The following is a 19,940-nucleotide window of genomic DNA, read 5'->3' as shown; positions in this document are numbered from 1 at the left end:
TCGACTAGCCGGAATCGCGCCATGGACGTCGCCGTCTTCATTCTCGTCGTGCTCGCCTTCGTAACCGTTTCCGGTGCACTGGTGCGGCTGGTGCGCGTGCCGCTGCCGGTACTGCAGATCGCGATCGGCGCCGGCCTGGCCTGGCCGGCACGCGGACTGCATGTCGAGATCGACCCGGAGCTGTTCCTCCTGGTATTCATTCCGCCGCTTCTGTTCGGCGATGCGTTCTCGGCGCCGAAGCGCGAGCTGATAGCGCTGCGCAGCCCGATCCTCGACCTCGCCATCGGGCTCGTCTTCTTCACCATCGTCGGCTTCGGTTACGCCTTGCACTGGCTGGTGCCGAGCATTCCGCTGGTGGTCGCCTTCGCTCTGGCCGCCGTGCTGTCGCCGACCGATGCTGTCGCCGTGTCCTCGATCGTCGACCGCAATGTCGTCCCGGCGCGGCTGATGCACATATTGGAAGGCGAATCCCTGCTCAACGATGCCTCGGGCCTGGTGATGTTCCGCTTCACCGTCGCGGCGGCGCTGACCGGCAGCTTTTCGTTCGCCGCGGCATCCCTGAGTTTCCTCTTGGCAGTGGCGATCGGCATTCTCGCCGGCATCGCGGCGCTGTTCATCGCCGCGAAGTCGTTGCAGATCCTCGGCCGCATCACCAGCACACCGGCCGAGGCGCAGGTGCTGGTCATGGTGCTGTTGCCCTTCGTCGCCTATCTGATCGCCGAGCATTTGAACGCGTCGGGCGTTCTGGCGGCTGTCACCGCCGGCCTGTTGACCGGATATTCCGGCATCGTCCGCCACATGGCGGTCTCGGCGCGCATCCAGACGATCTCGCTCTGGTCGATGCTGATCTTCATGTTCAACGGCTCGCTGTTCATCCTGCTTGGCCTGCAACTGCCCGACATCATCCGCAAGGTGCCGCCGGAACTGACGGCCCGGCATTGGCTGTTCGAGCCGGCATTGACCGTGCTGTTGCTCACGCTCTGCCTGATCGGGTTGCGCTATGTCTGGATCTGGATCGGCGACATGGGCGCCGTGCTTGCCGCGCGGCTCGGCAAGCGCAAGGCCGAACCCTTTGGCTTTCGCGTCAGGCTCGCCGGCTCCATCGCGGGCGTGCGCGGCGCGGTGACGCTGGCCGGCATCCTGTCCCTGCCGCTTACCTTGCAGGACGGCTCGCCCTTTCCGGCCCGCGACCTCGTGATCTTCCTCGCCGCCGGCGTCATCATATGCTCGCTGGCGATTGCGAGCCTTGCCCTCCCTACGGTCGCGCGCGGTCTCGTCGAACCCGGCGAGCATCCAGGTGCGGCCGAAGAGCGCCGGGCCCGTGTCGGCGCCGCCAACGCGGCCATCGCTAGGATCGAAGGCCTCGCCAGCGACGGCAACGAAGGAGAGGCGGCGGACATCAAGCTTGCCATCGCCGAGAGTGTCGCATCCATCTACCGGCGGCGCATCTCGCTCTCCGACGGCGCCGACGACGCGCGTGCCGAGGCTCGCGAATCCGGGCGGATCGAGCTCGGATTCAGACTTGCCGGCATCGAGGCCGAGCGGGCCGAACTGCAGGCGATGCTTCGCCGTGGCGACATCAATGACCATACGGCGCGCAAGCTGCTCACCGAGATCACCTTCTCGGAAGCGATCCTCAAGGGCCGCGAACCGCGGGATTAGAACTGGACGGGTTTGTCTTGGCGCAAACCGGCCAGCAAATTTCGCGCCGCAAACGTGGCGGCCCGAAAACAACTGTGTTAATGCGCGGCGACCTCGCAGACCTCCGGCCCCAAGGGAAAGCAAGCCATGTCAAACGCAGCGGCAGCCTCCAGCAAATTCGAATCCTTCTTCGAGACCACGCTTGCCGACGCCGATCCGGAAATCTTCGGTGCCATCCGCAACGAGCTTGGCCGCCAGCGCCACGAGATCGAGCTGATCGCGTCGGAAAACATCGTGTCGCGCGCCGTGCTCGAAGCGCAGGGCTCGATCATGACCAACAAATATGCCGAGGGTTATCCGGGCAAGCGCTACTATGGCGGCTGCCAGTTCGTCGACGTGGCCGAGGAACTGGCCATCGAGCGCGCGAAAAAGCTCTTTGGCTGTAACTTCGCCAACGTCCAGCCGAATTCGGGCAGCCAGATGAACCAGGCCGTGTTCCTGGCGTTGCTGCAGCCCGGCGACACCTTCATGGGCCTCGACCTGAATTCGGGCGGCCATCTCACCCACGGCTCGCCGGTCAACATGAGCGGCAAGTGGTTCAAGGTCGTCTCCTACGGCGTGCGCAAGGACGATCACCTGCTCGACATGGACGCGATCGAGAAGACCGCGCACGAGACCAAGCCGAAGCTGATCCTGGCCGGCGGCACCGCCTATTCGCGCATCTGGGACTGGAAGCGCTTCCGCGAGATCGCCGATTCGATCGGCGCCTATCTGATGGTCGACATGGCGCATATCGCCGGCCTCGTTGCCGGCGGCATGCATCCGTCGCCGCTGCCTCATGCCCATGTCGTGACCACGACGACCCACAAATCGCTGCGCGGTCCGCGCGGCGGCATGATCCTGTGCAACGACGAGGACATCGCCAAGAAGATGAACTCGGCGGTGTTTCCGGGCCTGCAGGGCGGCCCGCTGATGCATGTCATTGCCGCCAAGGCGGTGGCGCTGGGCGAAGCGCTGAAGCCGAGCTTCAAGACCTATGCCGAAAGCATCGTCGCCAATGCCAAGGCGCTGGCCTCCAGCCTGCAGGAGACCGGCCTCGACATCGTCTCGGGCGGCACCGACAATCATTTGATGCTGGTCGACCTTCGTCCGAAGAACGCCACAGGCAAGCGCGCGGAAGCAGCCCTCGGCCGCGCCAACATCACCTGCAACAAGAACGGCATCCCGTTCGATCCGGAAAAGCCGTTCGTGACGTCGGGCGTACGCCTCGGCACGCCGGCCGGCACCACGCGCGGCTTCGGCCAGGCCGAATTCCGCGAGATCGGCAAGCTGATCGCCGAGGTGCTGGACGGGCTGAAGGTGGCGAATTCCGACGAAGGCAATGCGGCGGTCGAGGCCGCCGTCAAGGCCAAGGTCATGGCGCTTACCGATCGTTTCCCGCTCTACCCCTATCTCGGTTGATCATCGGTCGGTTGCCCTCCGTCGGTTGACCGCGCGACATACGTCATCTTTTATCTCTGCGCTTCGCGCCGCTCCTTGATCCGGCGGCGCGGCCTACCGGAGACCTGATGATGCGCACTTTCCGTTTTGCCGCCCTGGCCCTGTCTGGCTCGCTGGCCGTTTTCGCCCTGTCCGGAGCGGTTGCGCAGGAACAGGCGCAGCCCGGCTCCGACATGCCGGCCACCAATACCTTCGGCAAGTGGACCACCATCATCGATACGCTCGATACCGGGCAGGATGCGCACAAGACCTGCGCCGCCTCGACGGCTTTCCTCGACGGCAACGGCAATGCCGGTTCCCTGACGCTGTCGATCTCGACCGGCGATGCGCTGCCGCCGGACGCGTATCCGGCCATCATGTTCATCATCGACAACGGGAACCTGCCGACCGGCGACAGGATCGCCGCGACCTTCGGCGACCCTGGCGTGAAGGTCGCTGCGACCGTGACCTCCAACGGCGCCGCGGGTGGTCGTCCCAGCTGGATGGTCGACAACCAGGCCAAGACCAGCCTCGCTCTGCTGCGCGCCATGCGCAAGGTCACCTCGCTCGATGTGACCTTCGGCAAGCAGAAGGTCACCAGCATTCCGATGGACGGCTTCACCAAGGCCTATCGCAATCTCGGAACGTCCTGCGGTTTCTCGACCAAGGACGTCGCGCCCTGACACCTGTCGGCCAGCGGGGTGGGGCGCTGGCAATCTTGCTTATGCCTCGCTATCTCTGAGGCATAAAAGGCTCTAAGCCTTTCGCCCACAGAATCGCCAACCCAAGGCTCTCCATGCGCTGCCCCTATTGCCAGTCCGAAGATACGCAGGTGAAGGATTCGCGTCCCGCCGAGGATGGCGCGGCGATCCGCAGGCGGCGGGTGTGCCCCGATTGCGGCGGCCGTTTCACGACTTTCGAGCGCGTCCAACTGCGCGACCTCGTCGTCATCAAGAAGTCCGGCCGCAAGGTGCCTTTCGACCGTGACAAGCTGCTGCGCTCCGTCGAGATCGCCGTGCGCAAGCGCAATGTCGACCCCGAGCGCATCGACCGCGCCGTCACCGGCATCGTGCGCCAGCTCGAAAGCTCCGGCGAAACCGAGGTTGCTTCGGGCGAAGTCGGCCGGCTGGTCATGGATGCGTTGAAATCGCTGGATGACGTCGCCTATGTCCGCTTCGCCTCGGTCTATCGCAATTTCCGCGAGGCCAAGGATTTTCATGAGCTGCTGGGCGAACTGAAGGGCGACGAGGAAAAGACCGAAGAGGACGCTGGCTGATCATGGCTGGACAGCGACTGGACGAGGCCGCGCAGGCGGCTCTGGATCGCCGTTTCATGGCCGCGGCCATCAGGTTGTCGCGCCGCAATGCCGGGCGCACGTCGACCAACCCTTCCGTCGGCACCATCATCGTGCGCGACGACGGCGCTGGCCCAATGATCGTCGGTACCGGCGTGACGGCCGTCGGCGGCCGCCCGCATGCCGAGACCGAAGCTCTGGCCGAGGCCGGCGAGCTTGCGCGTGGTGCTACAGCTTACGTTACTTTGGAGCCTTGCGCCCATCACGGCCGCACGCCGCCTTGCGCCAACGCGCTGGTCAATGCCGGCATCGCGCGCGTCGTCGGCGCGGCGAGCGATCCCGACCCGCGCGTCTCCGGCAAGGGCTACGCCATCCTGCGCGCCGCCGGCGTCGATGTGGTGGAGAAAGTGCTGGCCGCCGAGGCCGCCGATCAGATGGCCGGCTATCTGACTCGCTCTCTGAAGAAGCGCCCGGAAGTAACTCTGAAACTTGCGCTTTCGAGCGACGGCAAGATCGGCCGCAAAGGCGCGGGCCAGGTCGCCATCACCGGCGAGATCGCGCGGCGCGATGTCTATTTGATGCGCGCCGAGTCCGACGCCATCCTCGTCGGCATCGGCACGGCGCTGGAGGACGACCCAGCGCTGACCGTGCGCCTGCCGGGGCTTGAGAACCGCTCGCCGGCGCGCATCATCCTCGATCGGCAGATCCAACTGCCGGAGACATCCAAGCTCGTTTCCGGCGTAGATCGCGTGCCGCTCTATGTCGCCGCGTGTCTGGAAGCCGACCCGCACCGGCGGGCGGCGCTCGAGCGTGCCGGTGTGCGCTTCATCGGCACTGAAACCCATGACGGCGTCGTCGCCTTGCCGGAATTGCTCGAAGACCTTGCCGCGCTTGGCATGGCAAGCGTTTTGGTCGAAGGCGGCGCCAAGGTGGCCAAGGCCTTCCTCGAGGAAGACCTGGTGGACCGCATCGTCCTCTTCCAGGGACCTGAGGCGATCGGCGAGGATGGCATTGCATCGCCCATCGACGCCGACCATATCCCGACAGGTTTTCGCAAACTGCGTGACATGCGCTTCGGCGAAGACAGCTACGCCGAATGGGTGAGGGACCTTTAATGTTCACAGGAATTGTGACCGATGTCGGCACCGTGGCCGCGGTGAAGCCACTTGCCGAGGGCGTCGGCTTGCGCATCGATACGGCCTATGATCCGGAGACCATCGCCATCGGCGCCTCGATCTCATGCGGCGGCGTCTGCCTGACCGTCACGGCGCTCCCGGAACATGGCTCCAACGCACGCTGGTTCGAGGTCGAGGCCTGGGAGGAAGCGCTGAGGCTCACCACGGCATCCAGCTGGAAATCCGGCGCCAGGATCAATCTCGAACGGGCGCTGAAGATCGGCGATGAACTCGGCGGCCACATCGTCTCCGGCCATGTCGACGGCACCGCCGAGATCGTCGAGCGCAAGGAGGAGGGCGATGCCGTGCGCTTCACGCTGGAAGCGCCGCGGCATCTGGCGAAGTTCATCGCGCCGAAAGGGTCGGTCGCACTCGACGGCGCCTCGCTCACCGTCAACAAGGTCGAAGGCGCCCGCTTCGACGTGCTGCTCATCCATCACTCGCTGAGCGTCACCACCTGGGGCGAGCGACAGGCCGGCGACCGCGTCAACATCGAGATCGACACCATGGCCCGTTACGCCGCGCGCCTGGCGGAGGCAGCGAAAGAAGGGCTTTGACTAAAGTCGTGAGGCCGCGCCGTTCAACACTGCGTCCCGCTTCACTTCTGCTCGCGCCCCTCGTAAGCTTTTCACCTGTCCGGAGGGGAAAGCCATGACCAACCCGTCGCAACAAGTCATGAGGCTGGGTTTCGGATTTGCCGTGTCACAGGCGCTGCGCGTCGTCATCGAACTCGGCATTCCCGATCTTCTGGCTTCCGGCGAGCAGTCAGTTGAAGATTTGGCGGCCGCCACGAAGACGGATGCGGAATCGCTCTATCGCGTCATGCGGCTTCTGGCGCCGGAGGGGGTCTTCACTGAAGTTCGCCCTCGTCATTTTACCTTGATGGAGGTGGGCGCGGCGCTTCGTTCCGATCGACCCGGACCACGCGACTTCATCCGGATGGTCAACAGCGAGGCCTATCTTGCGTTCGAGCAGCTTCTGCATTCCGTCCGCACCGGAAAGCCGGCCTTCGACAAGGTGTTCGGAAGTCCGAGGTTCGATTGGCTTTCGGCCCACCCGGAACAGGCTGCCCTGTTTCAGCGAGCTATGATTGCCCAGGGCCAAGGCAGTAACGAGGCGGTCGCCGACGTCTATGATTTCAGCCGATATACGCGGGTCGTCGATGTCGGCGGCGGGCATGGACAGCTTCTCTCGGCCATCCTTGCCCGCAATCCCCATTTGAGCGGGGTTCTTCTCGATCTCGCCTCCGGAGTGGCGGCGGCGCGCCAGGAGGCCGGGAGCGATCCGTCGCGCACCGACTTCGTCGTCGGCGACTTCTTCGACAGCGTCCCCGTCGGCGACGTCTATGTAATCAAGAAGGTGATCCACGATTGGGACGATGAACGCGCGGAGTTGATCTTGCGCCGTTGCCGCGAGGCTATGCAAACGCATGGCAGGGTGCTTGTGGCCGAGACGCTCGTCCCTGCGGGCGACGAACCAGCCCAGATCAAGGCCATCGATGTGGTCATGCTCGCGGTCACCGGCGGCTTCGAGCGGACCGAGGCGCAATACGCCAGGCTGTTCGAGGCCGCAGGGCTGAAGCTCGAGCGAGTGATCGACACCACCGTGCCGATCTCGATCCTTGAGGCTTCGCCTGCCTAGCCAAACAAAGTACCGAAACATCGCGCTGTCCTGGGATCTGAATCCTTCGAGAGATACAGCGTTGGTGTCGGTCCGCCAATCTTCCGCTTGCGATAAACCTGGCTTCGGCCTAAGTCACCGGCAACCCCCCGGAGACTTTTATGGCAGGCACATCCCAACACGGCAAAGCGTTCATTCGCCCGAAGGCGAAGGCGCATCTGCTCATTGTCGAAGCGCGCTTTCACGACGATCTCGCCGATGCGCTCCTCGAAGGTGCGACCGGCGCGCTCGACGAGGCTGGCGCCACCTATGAGGTCGTCACGGTTCCTGGCTCGCTCGAAATACCTGCTGTCATCACCTTCGCGCTCGATGGCGCGGCCGAAGGCGGCACGCATTACGACGGTTTTGTCGCGCTAGGAACCGTCGTCCGCGGCGACACCTACCATTTCGACATCGTCGCAAATGAATCGAGCCGCGCGCTCATGGACCTTTCGGTGCAGGAGGCGATCGCGATCGGCAATGGCATTCTGACCACAGAAAACGACGCGCAGGCATGGGCGCGTGCGCGAAAGACGGAAGGCGACAAGGGCGGCTTCGCCGCGCGCGCGGCGCTGACCATGATCGCGCTCAAAGAGAAATTCGGAGCCCAATCGTGACCGAGCCCGCCTCGACCGGAGCGGTACGCCACGCCAACAAGCGCGGCGCCGCCCGTCTTGCCGCCGTCCAGGCGCTCTATCAGATGGATGTTGCCGGCAGCGGTGTCTTCGAGATCACGGCCGAATACGAGACCTTTCGCCTCGGCAAGGAAGTCGACGGCGCGCTCTATCGCGAGGCCGATGCGCAATGGTTCCGCGCCATCCTGACCGGCGTCGTCGAGAACCAGAAGACCATCGACCCCGTTATCCGCCAGGCGCTGACCGAGGACTGGCCGCTGTCGCGGCTGGATTCGACGCTGCGCGCCATTCTGCGCGCCGGCGTCTATGAACTGATGAAGCGCGAGGATGTGCCGGTGGCCGTCATCGTCTCCGAATATGTCGACATCGCCAAGGCGTTCTACGAGGAAGACGAGCCGAAGCTGGTCAACGCCGTTCTTGATCGCGTCTCGCGCCGGGTTCGCGGCGAGGGCCGTGGCAAGGACGCTTCGTGACAACCGTAACGGCCGCGGTCGCCGAGGCCGGCAGGGAAGGGCGTCGCACCGCGGTGCTGCTTGCCGCCGCGCAGGCGATCGTCGGTTCGGCCGCGCCGATCGCCATTTCGCTCGGCGCGCTGGCCGGGCAATATCTGCTCGGTCCCGACAAATCCCTGGCCACCGCGCCGGTCACCGGCTTCAACATCGGCGTGGCGCTCGGCGCCTTGCCAGCCGCCGCCATCATCCGCAGCCTCGGCCATCGCGGCGGCTTCATGACCGGCACGATCGTCACCGCGCTCGGCGGCCTGATCGCGACGCTCGCGCTCTATCAGTCGAGCTTCTGGCTGTTCGCCTTCGGCCTCTGCGTCATCGGTGTCGGCGGCGCCTTCGTCCAGCAGTTCCGTTTCGCCGCCGCCGACAATGCGCCACCCGAATTCAAGGCGCGCGCCATCTCCTTCGTGCTGGCGGGCGGCGTCATCACCGCCATCCTCGGGCCGCAGATCGTCATCTACACGCGTGAACTGCTGGCTCCGGTGATGTTTGCCGGGTCCTTCATCTCGATCCTGCCCCTGGCGGCGGCCGGCGCGCTCATCCTGTCGTTCCTGCGGGTTTCCTCGCGGACTGACGCCATCTCTGAAACCGCTGCGAGCGACGCCCGCCCCCTGATCGAAATCGTCACCCAGCCGCGTTTCGTCGCCGCGCTGTTCTGCACCGTCGGCAGCTACGCGCTGATGAGCTTCGTCATGACCGGCGCGCCGCTCGCCATGGTCGGCTGCGGCCTGTCGGAAGACAATGCGACGCTTGGCATTTCCTGGCATGTCATGGCGATGTTCGCGCCGAGTTTTTTCACCGGTTCGCTGGTCCACCGCTTCGGCGCCGAACGCATCGTGGCGACCGGCCTTGTCCTGCTGATCGGCTGCGGCGCCGTGGCGCTTTCCGGCCTGGCGCTGTGGCAGTTCTGGACGGCGCTGATCCTTCTGGGACTCGGTTGGAATTTCGGTTTCATCGGTGCCACGGCGATGGTCGCCGCCAGCTACCGGCCTTCAGAGAAGAGCAAGGTCCAGGGCTTCCACGACTTCGTCCTGTTCGGCTCCGTCGCCTTTGCCTCGCTGATGTCGGGCGCGATCTACAACGCCTGGGGCTGGACCATGCTGAACTGGATCGTGTTCCCGGTCGTAGTGCTTTGTTTTGTCGCGCTCGGCACGTTGAAGATGGTGGGCGCCCCCAAACTTTGAAGAAGGCGCTGGATCAGTTCTTCCAGCCCGCTCGAACAGCCTGCCCCTGATGCATGTCGCCCAGAAGTGCGCGGCGGTTCTGGGAGAACGACATGCATCCAAACAAAGACTTAAAAGCGCGTCGCCTGAATCCGTTTCAGCGTGATGCGCTTTAAGCGGCAAGTGTCATGCATCCGGCGGGAGTACCTGCAGGACCCGCGCGATGAACATGTGGAACTCTTGCATGTAGTTGCGCAGGAATGTTTCGGTCGACTCTACCGTCACCTCGCCATCGTCGGTGATCAATCCCGGGGTAAACTGAATATAGGCTTCGGGAGAGTTCATCTGGGGTGCGTTGCAAAAGCTCAAGACACTGCGCAGGCTCTGCTGGGCGACCGCGGTCGCGATCGCGCCGGGTGACGTCCCGATGACGGCAGTCGGTTTGCGGGCAAAGGAGTTCTTGCCGTATGGGCGGCTGGCCCAGTCGATCGCATTCTTCAGGCCGCCGGGGATCGAGCGGTTGTATTCCGGCGTGACGAAAAGCACCGCCTGGACGGACGCGATGGCTTTCTTGAACTCCAGCGCGACCGGTGGAAAGTTGGCGTCATAGTCGTAGCTGTAGAGCGGCAGGTCCCTGAAGGGGATTTCCGTCATTTCAAGTTCCGGCGGCGCCAGTTTTACGAGGGCGTTCGCGAGCCTGCGGTTGATGGAGCCCTTGGCGAGGCTGCCGATGAGGTAGCCGACTTGGTGCTTGGCCATGACATAACTCCCGTGTTGGCCGCCGACCCCGCAGTTCCTAATATTCACCAGAACAGCGCAGGCCGCCAACCGACCTTAGGTCGGCATTGCGTTATGCCGGGTGGTAAGGCTGGGCCCGCCGAACAAAATTATTGCGCGCGTCCCCCTACTTATGAAACCGTGTGCCCCGACTGGCCGTTATAGCCGTGCTCATATGCGGCCACCGGATCCTCGGTTCATAGCAAGGGATTTTCACAATGTTTTCAATCGGAAAGCTCGCCGTTGCGGCCATCGCGCTCGGCCTTGCCACCGCCTCGGCCAACGCCCAGGTGGTCGTCTCCTCGAAGATCGACACGGAAGGCGGGGTGCTGGGCAACATCATCCAGCTCGTGCTTAACGCCAACAACATCAAGACGACGGACCGCATCCAGCTCGGCGCCACGCCAGTGGTGCGCAAGGCGATCACCGCCGGCGAGATCGACATCTATCCCGAATATACCGGCAATGCCGCGTTCTTCTTCCAGAAGGCCGACGATCCGGTCTGGAAGGACGCCGCCAAGGCTTACGAAACCGCCAAGAAGCTGGACTACGACGCCAACAAGATCGTCTGGCTGTCGCCGTCGCCGGCCAACAACACCTGGGCGATCGCGCTGCGCAAGGAAGTGACCGACGAGAACAAGCTCGTCACGCTCTCGGACTTCGGCAAATACGTCGCGGGCGGCGGCAAGGTGGTGCTTGCGGCTTCGGCCGAGTTCGTCAATTCGGCCGCTGCGCTTCCGGCCTTCCAGACGACCTACGGCTTCACGCTGAAGCCCGATCAGTTGATCACCCTCTCCGGTGGCGATACCGCCGCGACCATCGCCGCCGCCGCCAACCAGACCAACGGCGCCAACGCCGCCATGGTCTACGGCACCGATGGCGGCATCCAGCCCTCGGGCCTCGTCGTGCTCGAGGACGACAAGGGCGTTCAGCCCGTCTATCAGCCGGCGCCGATCATCCGCGAAGAGGTCTTGAAGCAGCACCCGGAAATCGAGGCGCTGCTGAAGCCGGTTTTCGCCAAGCTCGATCTGGTCACGCTGCAGGAGCTCAACGGCCGCGTGCAGCTGGGCGGTGAACCAGCGAAGGGCGTGGCGGAGGACTTTTTGAAGAAAAACGGGTTCTTGAAGTAGATCGCGGCATAATTAAGTGCGGGCTGGAGAGGTGCGGTTGGCGGAACTGCTGATCTCCCCCCTTGTGGGGGAGATGTCCGGCAGGACAGAGGGGGGTGCTGTCCCGCCGACCTGTCAGCCAATCAAAGGCAAGCCTTTCGATGGGTTTCCTTTTGAACGAGCTCGTATTCCAAGGTTCCTTCACACCCCTCTCTGGCCTGCCGGCCATCTCCCCCGCAAGGGGGGAGATCGGTTCTCCCGCCGGCTTTCGCCAACCGCCAAGGCCGCAAGGGGGAGGCCATGACCCTGCGTTTCGACAAGCTCGGCGTGGTCATCGCCGCGATCGTCGCCTACGCCGCTTTCCTGGCCCCCTTTGCCACGTTCCGCGCCAACCGCATCGTGCCCGGACAGGCGCGCCCGATCCTCGAAGCGCTGCCGCCGACGCTTGGTATGCTGTTGCTCGCCATCGTCATTGTTGGTGGCATCATTGCCTTGCTGCGGACGCCGCTCATCCTCAGGCTGGCCGCCAGCATCGTCGCGCTGGTCGCTCTTGCAATCCTCATCGGCGTCGCCGGCGGTTTCCTGACACCGGCCGGCAACACGTTCGCCCGCATCGCCCCGGCGTCCGGTTTCTGGCTGCTCGTCTTTGCCTTCACCTTGCTCCTGGCCGATGTGCTGACCAGGCTGAGCCTGTCGCCCTGGTCACGCGTCGGCGTGCTCGTGCTTGCAGCGCTTGCCATTGCTGTGCTGCTTGTCTCGGGAAGCTGGGACAGTCTTTCCATCCTCAAGGAATATACCGGCCGCGCCGACAGTTTCTGGGCCGAAGCTTCCAAGCACGTCACGCTGGCGCTTGGTTCTCTGGCCGGCGCGGTGATCGTCGGCATACCGCTCGGCGTCCTTTGCCATCGCGTCGAGAAACTGCGGGCAGGCGTGCTGAATGTGCTCAACATCATCCAGACTATTCCGTCGATCGCGCTCTTCGGGCTGCTGATCGCTCCGCTCGGCTGGGTTGCCGTGCACGTGCCAGGCGCCGCCGCGATCGGCATCAGGGGCATCGGCACGGCGCCGGCTTTTGTCGCCCTTTTTCTCTATTCCTTGCTGCCGGTGGTGGCCAATACCGTGGTTGGGCTGGCTGGCGTGCCCCGCGCGGCCAACGATGCCGCGCGCGGCATGGGCATGACCGACCGCCAGCGCCTCTTCGATGTCGAGTTCCCGCTCGCCTTTCCGGTGATCCTGACCGGTATTCGTATCGTGCTGGTGCAGAATATCGGCCTCGCCACCATCGCCGCGCTGATCGGCGGCGGCGGCTTCGGCGTGTTCGTTTTCCAGGGTGTCGGCCAGACGGCGATGGATCTCGTGCTGCTCGGCGCGCTGCCGACCGTGGCGCTGGCCTTTGCCGCGGCCATTATCCTCGACGCGGTCATCGAAATGGCCGCCACCAGGCGCAGGGCAGTTGAGACGGCATGATCGAGATCGAAGGCATCACCAAGCGCTATGACCAAACGACGGTGGTCGACAATGTTTCGATGATCATCGAACCCCGAACCATCGCGACCATTGTCGGTACGTCGGGATCCGGCAAGACGACGCTGCTGAGGATGATCAACCGGCTGGTCGAGCCGACCTCCGGGGTCATCAAGCTCGACGGCGCCGACAACCGCTCGGTGCCCGGCTATCAGCTACGCCGCAGCATCGGCTACGCCATCCAGGGGCACGGCCTGTTTCCGCATCGCACGGTGGCGCAGAACATCGCCACCGTGCCTTTGCTGCTCGGCTGGGACAGGGATCGCATCAAGGCGCGTGTCGACGAGTTGATGACACTCTACCAGCTCGACCCCCAGGCCTACGGACCGCGCTATCCGCACGAGCTTTCCGGCGGCCAGCAGCAGCGCGTCGGCGTCGCCCGCGCTTTGGCCGCCGAACCCAACGTGCTTTTGATGGACGAGCCCTTCGGCGCGCTCGACCCGATCATCCGCACCAAGGCGCAAGAGGATCTGCTGGCGATCCAGAAGCGTTTCGGCACCACCATCATCCTCGTCACCCACGACATGGAAGAGGCTGTGCACTTGGGCGACAAGATCGCCGTCATGGATGCCGGCAAGCTGGTGCAATACGCCAAGCCGGCCGAAATCCTGGCGAGGCCCGCAAGCGATTTCGTCGAGACACTGGTCGGCGCCAGCGAAAGGCCGTTCCGGCTGCTGTCGCTTGGGCCGGTGCGCGATGCCGTGGAGCCTGGCGGCGCCGAAGGCGAGGCGATCCCCGGCGAGGCCACGCAGCGCGACGCGCTGGCCGAGCTGTTGTGGTCGGGCCGCCCCGCGCTGCCGGTGAAGGACGCCGACGGCAAGCTCATTGGCCGCGTCACCGTCGAAGGCTTGGTGAAACGCGCGGCGAGGCCGCAATGAAAGCCTGGCTGCCCGCGCTGCTGAGGCTGGCCGTTCTGGTGCTGCTGGTGGTCTTCATCACCAGCCCCAACTGGTTCGAGCCGCTGCTGAAGCCCCTGACCGAGAATGGCGCGCCGGCAATCTACAACCAGGGCAGCCTGCTGACGCTGACCTTGCAGCATCTGCGGACGGTCCTGGTCGCGACGGTGGCCGCGACGATCGTCGCGGTGGCGCTTGCCATCCTGGTCACCAGGCCGGCCGGCGCCGAGTTCCTGCCCTTGTCACGCAGCTTGGTCAATATCGGCCAGACCTTTCCGCCGGTTGCCGTGCTGGCGCTTGCCGTGCCGGCCGTCGGTTTCGGCGAGAAGCCGACGCTGATCGCACTCTTCCTCTACGGATTGCTGCCGATCTTCGAAAACGCGCTGACGGCGCTCACCACGTTGCCCGGCAACGTCATGGAAGCGGCGCGTGGCGCCGGTATGACCGGTTGGCAAAGGCTGATGAAGGTCGAACTGCCGCTGAGCGCCCCGGTGATCCTCGGCGGCATCCGGCTCTCGGTCGTCATCAGCCTCGCCACCGCGACCATCGGATCGACCGTTGCCGCCAAGACGCTTGGCGAGGTGATCATCGCCGGCCTGATCTCGAACAACCTTGCCTTCGTGCTGCAGGGCGGCCTGATCGTCGCGGCGCTTGCCGTGCTGATCTATGACGGCCTGTCGGCGGTTGAGCGCTACGCCGCGCGACGCATGGGGCAGGGGGCGGAATAACGCTACGTCTTAGGATTGGCGAATCTGCCCCAGCGTCATTTCAATCGATCTAATTCCAGGCTTGCGCTGGCACAACAATTCCTGCCCTCTTCTTTTGGGCGAAAGCCGGGCAAAAACCGAACAATATCTTGACGTTCCAAGCCCTGTTTCGCATACACCCCAGCCAAGGGGTGGAATCCGTGCGCGGCATCCATCTCCGTTCCAACGGCCCAGGGAGGGGTTCTTTTGGGCCAACAATCGAGGAAAATCCGGCAATGACCATCATTACCGCCGTCATCGCCTGCGGCTTGCTGTCAGTTCTGTACGCCATCTGGGCGACACGTTCGGTCCTTGCGTCCGATCAGGGCAATCAGCGCATGCAGGAAATCTCCGCCGCCATCCGCGAAGGCGCCCAAGCCTATCTGGCGCGCCAGTACACGACCATCGCGGTCGTCGGTATCGTCGTTCTCCTGCTTGCCTGGTGGCTGCTTTCGATCACCGCCGCTATCGGCTTCCTGATCGGCGCGGTGCTCTCGGGCGCCGCCGGCTTCATCGGCATGCATGTCTCGGTGCGCGCCAATGTGCGGACTGCGCAAGCCGCTTCGAACAGCCTTGCCGCCGGCCTCGACATCGCCTTCAAATCGGGCGCCATCACCGGCATGCTGGTGGCGGGTCTGGCGCTGCTCGGCGTCTCGATCTACTACGCCATATTGACCGGCCCGATGGGCTTGCAGCCGAATGACCGCGTCGTCATCGACTCGCTGGTTTCGCTCGGCTTCGGCGCTTCGCTGATCTCGATCTTCGCCCGTCTCGGCGGCGGCATCTTCACCAAGGGTGCGGACGTCGGCGGCGACCTCGTCGGCAAGGTCGAGGCCGGCATTCCGGAAGACGATCCGCGCAACCCGGCCACCATCGCCGACAACGTGGGCGACAATGTCGGCGACTGCGCCGGCATGGCCGCCGACCTGTTCGAAACCTATGCGGTGACCGTCGTCGCCACCATGGTGCTCGCCGCCATCTTCTTCGGCGGCACGGCCGCGCTGGGTGCGTCGATGCTCTATCCGCTCGCCATCTGCGGCGCCTGCATCCTGACCTCGATCGTTGGCACCTTCTTCGTCAAGCTTGGGTCGAACGGCTCGATCATGGGCGCCCTCTACAAGGGCCTGATCGTCACCGGGCTCTTGTCGATCGTCGGTCTCGCCATCGCCACTTCGGCCACCGTCGGCTGGGGCGAGGTCGGCAATGTCGCCGGCATCGCCATCACCGGCAAGAACCTGTTCATCTGTGGCCTCATCGGTCTCCTGGTGACCGGCCTCATCGTGGTGATCACCGAATACTACACCGGTACCAACAAGCGCCCGGTGAACTCGATCGCCCAGGCTTCCGTGACCGGCCACGGCACCAACGTCATCCAGGGCCTCGCGGTCTCGCTGGAATCGACCGCGCTGCCGGCCATCGTCATCGTCGGCGGCATCATCGCAACCTACCAGCTCGGCGGCCTCTTCGGCACCGCGATCGCCGTCACCACCATGCTCGGCCTTGCCGGCATGATCGTGGCGCTCGACGCCTTCGGCCCTGTCACCGACAATGCCGGCGGCATTGCCGAAATGGCCGGCCTGCCCAAGGAGGTGCGCCACTCCACCGACGCGCTCGACGCTGTCGGCAACACCACCAAGGCCGTCACCAAGGGCTATGCCATCGGCTCCGCCGGTCTCGGTGCGCTGGTGCTGTTCGCGGCCTATTCGAACGACCTGAAGTTCTTTGCCGCCAATGGCGACAAGTATCCTTACTTCCAGGGCATGGGCGAGGTCTCCTTCGACCTCTCCAATCCGTATGTCGTCGCCGGCCTGATCTTCGGCGGCCTGATCCCTTACCTCTTCGGCGGCATCGCGATGACCGCCGTCGGTCGTGCCGCGGGCTCCATCGTCGAGGAAGTGCGCAAGCAGTTCCGCGAGGACAAGGGCATCATGGCCGGCACCTCGAAGCCGAACTATGCGCGCGCCGTCGACATCCTGACCAGGGCGGCGATCCGGGAAATGATCATCCCGTCGCTGCTGCCGGTGTTGGCGCCGCTCGTCGTCTATTTCGGCGTGCTGCTGATCTCGGGCTCCAAGGCCTCGGCCTTCGCGGCGCTCGGCGCCTCGCTGCTCGGCGTCATCGTCAACGGCCTCTTCGTCGCCATCTCGATGACCTCCGGCGGCGGCGCCTGGGACAACGCCAAGAAGTCGTTCGAGGACGGCTTCACCGACAAGGACGGCGTCAAGCACCTGAAGGGCTCCGAGGCGCATAAGGCATCGGTCACCGGCGACACCGTCGGCGATCCCTACAAGGATACCGCCGGCCCGGCCGTCAACCCGGCGATCAAGATCACCAACATCGTCGCGCTGCTTCTGCTCGCCGTGCTCGCGCACGGCTGATTGCGGCGGCTATTCCATGACAAAGCCCGCGGGAGCGATCCCGCGGGCTTTGTTTTTCGGCATGACATCCTTCATGCTTTCCGCCCGGGGGGGCACTCAACCGGCCTCTGGCCTTTCGCTGTCATGGCGATAGCGGGCCAGCAACGCTTCGGCATCCGGTTCGCGTTCGGGCATTGGCGGTAAGCCGCGAGTCTGGCGCAGCATGGCAATGAACGCGCCGTGGCGAAATTGGCGGCGGAAGGAACGCGCTCGCGGATGTATGCCGAGGGCAGCCAGCAGCCTGCGTTTGAGGTAGCGGAAGCGCTTGAGGGGAGCCGGTTCCTCGGCGTTGCCAAGAATCCTGACGCGCAACGCGTCTGGCGAACTCATCGCGTTCATCAGTTCTTCCTGCTCCTGCGCCGTATCACGCGCATAGCTGCCTTCGCGCTTGCCCGAATGAAGCATGAGCACGGTCAGATGCGGCATTGTCGCAATCACCGCACCGTTGCGCCATGCACGGAACAGCCAGTCCTGGGAACTCTCGCAGACGCACTGGCTAGCCGCGCGCCATGGCCCAAGCCTTGGCAGCGACGTTCTCCGGACCATTTGCGCGGAGCCGAAGCCGACTGTGGTGACCGGGTCATAGAAGCCGTGCCGCCCCGTCCCGAGGATCATATGCCTGGAACCTTTGCTCGCGGCCGACTCGATGACCGCACCCCGGGCGATCACCACATCGGCGCCGGTGGCGTCGATCCAGCCGCTCATGGACGTCAGATGGTCGGGAAACCATAGGTCGTCATGGTTCAATATGGCAACGAAACGGCCGCGTGCTCTGGCAAAGCCGATATTGTTAGGCCCCGACTGCTCGCCGAAGTTCACGGGAAGATCGATATAGGAGATGCGGGCGTCGCCGAAAGCGGCAACCGTTGTCGCGGTGTCCGGCCGGCACGCATCACCAATCACCATGGCTTCCCAGTCCTGCAGGGTCTGGCCAACGAGGCTCTTCAGCGTTTGATGCAGCACCGCCGGACGATTGTGCGTCGCTATCACGACCGAGACCAGCGGTTCGATCGGTCCGATCGGCGCGCCTTGACCCGCCTGTTCCACGCTACACCAGTTTGTAGGGGATCTGTTCGGTGTCCGGCGGCAGGCGCCAATGGTCGGGCGCGTCATAGGCGTAGGCCTTGTCGACGAGGTTGAGCACCAAAGCAGTCTCCGCTCCGAGCGCGACGACACCGTGCCAGACGCCGGGCGGAATGATGACGATAGCGGGCCTGACCGCTCCGACAATCTTGTGCCAAACCGTGCCGAATGTCGGCGAGGCCTTGCGCCCGTCGAACAGCGAGATTCGAACGCTGCCCACCGAGCAAAAAAGCCGGTCGGTTGTGACGCCATGGGCGTGCCATCCCGTCACCGCGCCGGGATAAAGCGTGCGCTGAAACACCTGTCCGACCGGAAGTCCGTCGAGATCCCATTCCTCGCGAAAAACCTCGGTGAGGTAGCCGGTCGAAGTCGCGACAGGTCGGATTTCCTTGAGCGCGACGCCGTCGATTGTCGGCGCTTCGACGACAAGCCAGTCAGGTGTCACGGTTTGCCGGTCAGGCGTGCCTGTCGCCATCCAACCTTGCGGCACAGTACGATCGCTGTTGCCCATGACCGGTCCCCATCCCCAGCAAATTGATAGGAGGACGCCGGAATATAAGCAAGTATGCGTCTTGGCCGCACCTAAACAAAACCCGCCGGCGAGGCGGCGGGTTTGATTGTTCCGCAGGCCGTCGAAAGACTTAAGGCGTACCGCCGCTGCCGCCGCCGGGGATGCCGGGCGCCAGCTTGCTGGCGCCGCTGATGATCTGGCTGAGGAAGTTCTGGTCCTTGCCGCCGGTCGGCGTCGTCCTCGAGATGAAGTCGAAGACCTTGCCGTCCTTGAGGCCGTAGTTGGCGATCTGGGTGACGCGGCCGTCGGCGCCGAAATAGACCGCCAGCACATGCTGGTCGATGATGCGGGGGTTGTCGAAGGCGACATAGCGCTTGCGCGTTTGCGAGATGTAGTAGAAGGCCTCGTTGTCGAAGGTCGCCGTCGTCGACGGCGTGCCCAGCGCCAAAAGCACCTGTTCGCGGCTCGACCCGACCGGCACCGAATCGATCGCCTGCTGGTCGATGACGTAGCCTTTCGTCAGGGTTTCGCTCGGATGGAGATCGCCGAACATCTTGGACGAATTGCAGGCGGAAAGCACTGACACCACTACCAGCAGCGAAGCCACGCCCACAGGGGCAGGCGCAAAGAACGACTTGAATTTCAGCGCACCCAACAACAATTCTCCATCACATCCCCGCAACTTGCGCTGGGCCGCAAAACCGGTAAACCAGCTTGCATGCCGATGCAACAAGGCCAAATCAAACAACAGGTCCCCGGGAGACCGCCCTCAATGTTCCAGCGCCTTTTTGGCCGCGAACGCAATGCCAACCGCGCTATCACCGACGCGCTCTACGCACAAATCGTGGCGGCGGCGCGGCAAACGGTGTTTTATTCCGACTGGAATGTGCCCGATACGCCGCTCGGCCGCTTCGAGATGCTGTCGCTGCACATGTATCTCGTCCAGCACCGGCTGCGTGGCGAGCAAGGTGTGGCCGCCGAGGTCGCGCAGGTGCTGATTGATGATTTCTTCCTCGATGTCGAGCATTCGCTGCGCGAACTTGGCATCAGCGATGTCGGCGTGCCCAAACGCATGAAGAAGCTGGCAAAGATGTTTTACGGCCGTACGGCCGCTTATGACGACGCGCTCAAGGAAGACGACCGGGTGGCGCTTGCGGCGGCGCTCGCCCGCAACGTCAGGCCGGACTCCGGCCCCTGGCCGCAGGCGCCGCTGCTTGCGGACTATGTCTGCGAGGCTAGCCAGAAGCTTGCCGCGCAGCCGACCGAATCGATCGTCGCCGGCATCGCCGCGTTCCCGGCCGCCGGGGCCGCGTGAAGGAGGCCGT

At 64.3% G+C, this 19,940-nt stretch carries 20 protein-coding genes; 16 read left to right on the top strand and 4 right to left on the bottom strand.

The genetic code is table 11. From position 1 onward, the window contains the following. The first annotated feature begins 21 nt into the window (after positions 1–21). The 10 genes from FJW10_RS12270 (at position 22) to FJW10_RS12225 (ending at position 9,573) form a co-directional block, all read left to right on the top strand. Positions 22–1,662 (top strand): Na+/H+ antiporter, encoded by a 1,641-nt coding sequence (locus FJW10_RS12270; protein WP_140900290.1) that lies wholly within the window; start codon positions 22–24, stop codon positions 1,660–1,662. Positions 1,663–1,788: 126 nt separating this feature from the next. Beyond that, positions 1,789–3,102 (top strand): serine hydroxymethyltransferase, encoded by a 1,314-nt coding sequence (glyA, locus tag FJW10_RS12265; protein ID WP_140900289.1) that lies wholly within the window; start codon positions 1,789–1,791, stop codon positions 3,100–3,102. 110 nt (positions 3,103–3,212) lie between these two features. Next, complete coding sequence (locus FJW10_RS12260; protein WP_140900405.1) at positions 3,213–3,803, top strand: hypothetical protein; 591 nt, start codon at positions 3,213–3,215, stop codon at positions 3,801–3,803. A 113-nt stretch (positions 3,804–3,916) separates the two neighbouring features. Next, on the top strand, positions 3,917–4,396 hold the full coding sequence (nrdR, locus tag FJW10_RS12255) for a transcriptional regulator NrdR (RefSeq protein WP_140835518.1): 480 nt from the start codon (positions 3,917–3,919) through the stop codon (positions 4,394–4,396). A 2-nt stretch (positions 4,397–4,398) separates the two neighbouring features. After that, on the top strand, positions 4,399–5,529 hold the full coding sequence (gene ribD, locus FJW10_RS12250) for a bifunctional diaminohydroxyphosphoribosylaminopyrimidine deaminase/5-amino-6-(5-phosphoribosylamino)uracil reductase RibD (RefSeq protein ID WP_181177505.1): 1,131 nt from the start codon (positions 4,399–4,401) through the stop codon (positions 5,527–5,529). Continuing rightward, positions 5,529–6,146: a riboflavin synthase gene (locus FJW10_RS12245; RefSeq protein ID WP_140900288.1), complete on the top strand. Its 618-nt coding sequence runs from the start codon at positions 5,529–5,531 to the stop codon at positions 6,144–6,146. Before ribD ends, FJW10_RS12245 begins: the two co-directional genes overlap by 1 nt. Before the next feature lie 94 nt (positions 6,147–6,240). Then, positions 6,241–7,230, top strand: a complete 990-nt coding sequence (locus tag FJW10_RS12240; RefSeq protein WP_140900287.1) for a methyltransferase — start codon at positions 6,241–6,243, stop codon at positions 7,228–7,230. A 140-nt stretch (positions 7,231–7,370) separates the two neighbouring features. Next, positions 7,371–7,865 carry a 6,7-dimethyl-8-ribityllumazine synthase gene (gene ribH / locus FJW10_RS12235; RefSeq protein WP_140900286.1) on the top strand — a complete coding sequence of 165 codons (495 nt, stop codon included), beginning with the start codon at positions 7,371–7,373 and terminating at the stop codon, positions 7,863–7,865. After that, entirely contained in the window at positions 7,862–8,356 is a 495-nt protein-coding gene (gene nusB / locus FJW10_RS12230; protein WP_140785261.1) for a transcription antitermination factor NusB, read from the top strand. Before ribH ends, nusB begins: the two co-directional genes overlap by 4 nt. Next, complete coding sequence (locus tag FJW10_RS12225; RefSeq protein WP_140900285.1) at positions 8,353–9,573, top strand: MFS transporter; 1,221 nt, start codon at positions 8,353–8,355, stop codon at positions 9,571–9,573. The genes nusB and FJW10_RS12225 overlap by 4 nt, the downstream gene beginning before the upstream one ends. A 165-nt stretch (positions 9,574–9,738) precedes the next feature. Here the strand turns inward: FJW10_RS12225 and FJW10_RS12220 are convergent, their stop codons facing one another. Then, entirely contained in the window at positions 9,739–10,311 is a 573-nt protein-coding gene (locus FJW10_RS12220; protein WP_140835521.1) for an NADPH-dependent FMN reductase, read from the bottom strand. 236 nt (positions 10,312–10,547) lie between these two features. On the opposite strand from FJW10_RS12220, the gene FJW10_RS12215 reads away from it, so the two are divergent. From FJW10_RS12215 to FJW10_RS12190, 5 genes are all read left to right on the top strand, one after another. Then, on the top strand, positions 10,548–11,459 hold the full coding sequence (locus FJW10_RS12215) for an ABC transporter substrate-binding protein (RefSeq protein ID WP_140900284.1): 912 nt from the start codon (positions 10,548–10,550) through the stop codon (positions 11,457–11,459). A 279-nt stretch (positions 11,460–11,738) separates the two neighbouring features. Further along, positions 11,739–12,905 (top strand): ABC transporter permease, encoded by a 1,167-nt coding sequence (locus FJW10_RS12205; protein ID WP_140900283.1) that lies wholly within the window; start codon positions 11,739–11,741, stop codon positions 12,903–12,905. Next, complete coding sequence (locus FJW10_RS12200) at positions 12,902–13,840, top strand: ABC transporter ATP-binding protein (protein WP_140900282.1); 939 nt, start codon at positions 12,902–12,904, stop codon at positions 13,838–13,840. The genes FJW10_RS12205 and FJW10_RS12200 overlap by 4 nt, the downstream gene beginning before the upstream one ends. Continuing rightward, positions 13,837–14,586: an ABC transporter permease gene (locus FJW10_RS12195; RefSeq protein WP_140835526.1), complete on the top strand. Its 750-nt coding sequence runs from the start codon at positions 13,837–13,839 to the stop codon at positions 14,584–14,586. The genes FJW10_RS12200 and FJW10_RS12195 overlap by 4 nt, the downstream gene beginning before the upstream one ends. Positions 14,587–14,840: 254 nt before the next feature. Beyond that, positions 14,841–16,982, top strand: coding sequence for a sodium-translocating pyrophosphatase (locus FJW10_RS12190; RefSeq protein ID WP_140641439.1), 2,142 nt, complete (start codon positions 14,841–14,843; stop codon positions 16,980–16,982). A 96-nt stretch (positions 16,983–17,078) separates the two neighbouring features. Here the strand turns inward: FJW10_RS12190 and FJW10_RS12185 are convergent, their stop codons facing one another. The 3 genes from FJW10_RS12185 to FJW10_RS12175 form a co-directional block, all read right to left on the bottom strand. Continuing rightward, positions 17,079–18,068, bottom strand: coding sequence for a glycosyltransferase family 2 protein (locus tag FJW10_RS12185; protein WP_246674228.1), 990 nt, complete (start codon positions 18,066–18,068; stop codon positions 17,079–17,081). A gap of 1 nt (position 18,069) precedes the next feature. Further along, positions 18,070–18,615: a dTDP-4-dehydrorhamnose 3,5-epimerase family protein gene (locus FJW10_RS12180; protein ID WP_246674225.1), complete on the bottom strand. Its 546-nt coding sequence runs from the start codon at positions 18,613–18,615 to the stop codon at positions 18,070–18,072. A 130-nt stretch (positions 18,616–18,745) separates the two neighbouring features. Beyond that, on the bottom strand, positions 18,746–19,270 hold the full coding sequence (locus FJW10_RS12175) for an outer membrane protein assembly factor BamE (RefSeq protein WP_140835529.1): 525 nt from the start codon (positions 19,268–19,270) through the stop codon (positions 18,746–18,748). Between the two features lie 117 nt (positions 19,271–19,387). Between FJW10_RS12175 and FJW10_RS12170 the strand changes: the two genes are divergently transcribed. Continuing rightward, entirely contained in the window at positions 19,388–19,930 is a 543-nt protein-coding gene (locus FJW10_RS12170; RefSeq protein ID WP_140900280.1) for a ubiquinol-cytochrome C chaperone family protein, read from the top strand. Positions 19,931–19,940 lie beyond the last annotated feature (10 nt).

Source organism: Mesorhizobium sp. B4-1-1 (genome assembly GCF_006439375.1).
Classification (GTDB): domain Bacteria; phylum Pseudomonadota; class Alphaproteobacteria; order Rhizobiales; family Rhizobiaceae; genus Mesorhizobium.
This window is presented reverse-complemented; position numbering and strand designations above follow the sequence as displayed.

Bases quoted from the DNA above. Each gene is read 5' to 3' on its own strand.
- FJW10_RS12215 (WP_140900284.1), top strand. From the start codon at position 10,548: ATGTTTTCAATCGGAAAGCTCGCCGTTGCGGCCATCGCGCTCGGCCTT.
- ribD (WP_181177505.1), top strand. From the start codon at position 4,399: ATGGCTGGACAGCGACTGGACGAGGCCGCGCAGGCGGCTCTGGATCGC.
- FJW10_RS12190 (WP_140641439.1), top strand. From the start codon at position 14,841: ATGACCATCATTACCGCCGTCATCGCCTGCGGCTTGCTGTCAGTTCTG.
- FJW10_RS12170 (WP_140900280.1), top strand. From the start codon at position 19,388: ATGTTCCAGCGCCTTTTTGGCCGCGAACGCAATGCCAACCGCGCTATC.
- nrdR (WP_140835518.1), top strand. From the start codon at position 3,917: ATGCGCTGCCCCTATTGCCAGTCCGAAGATACGCAGGTGAAGGATTCG.
- FJW10_RS12195 (WP_140835526.1), top strand. From the start codon at position 13,837: ATGAAAGCCTGGCTGCCCGCGCTGCTGAGGCTGGCCGTTCTGGTGCTG.
- FJW10_RS12205 (WP_140900283.1), top strand. From the start codon at position 11,739: ATGACCCTGCGTTTCGACAAGCTCGGCGTGGTCATCGCCGCGATCGTC.
- FJW10_RS12200 (WP_140900282.1), top strand. From the start codon at position 12,902: ATGATCGAGATCGAAGGCATCACCAAGCGCTATGACCAAACGACGGTG.
- FJW10_RS12180 (WP_246674225.1), bottom strand. From the start codon at position 18,615: ATGGGCAACAGCGATCGTACTGTGCCGCAAGGTTGGATGGCGACAGGC.
- FJW10_RS12240 (WP_140900287.1), top strand. From the start codon at position 6,241: ATGACCAACCCGTCGCAACAAGTCATGAGGCTGGGTTTCGGATTTGCC.
- glyA (WP_140900289.1), top strand. From the start codon at position 1,789: ATGTCAAACGCAGCGGCAGCCTCCAGCAAATTCGAATCCTTCTTCGAG.
- ribH (WP_140900286.1), top strand. From the start codon at position 7,371: ATGGCAGGCACATCCCAACACGGCAAAGCGTTCATTCGCCCGAAGGCG.
- FJW10_RS12245 (WP_140900288.1), top strand. From the start codon at position 5,529: ATGTTCACAGGAATTGTGACCGATGTCGGCACCGTGGCCGCGGTGAAG.
- FJW10_RS12270 (WP_140900290.1), top strand. From the start codon at position 22: ATGGACGTCGCCGTCTTCATTCTCGTCGTGCTCGCCTTCGTAACCGTT.
- FJW10_RS12260 (WP_140900405.1), top strand. From the start codon at position 3,213: ATGCGCACTTTCCGTTTTGCCGCCCTGGCCCTGTCTGGCTCGCTGGCC.
- FJW10_RS12220 (WP_140835521.1), bottom strand. From the start codon at position 10,311: ATGGCCAAGCACCAAGTCGGCTACCTCATCGGCAGCCTCGCCAAGGGC.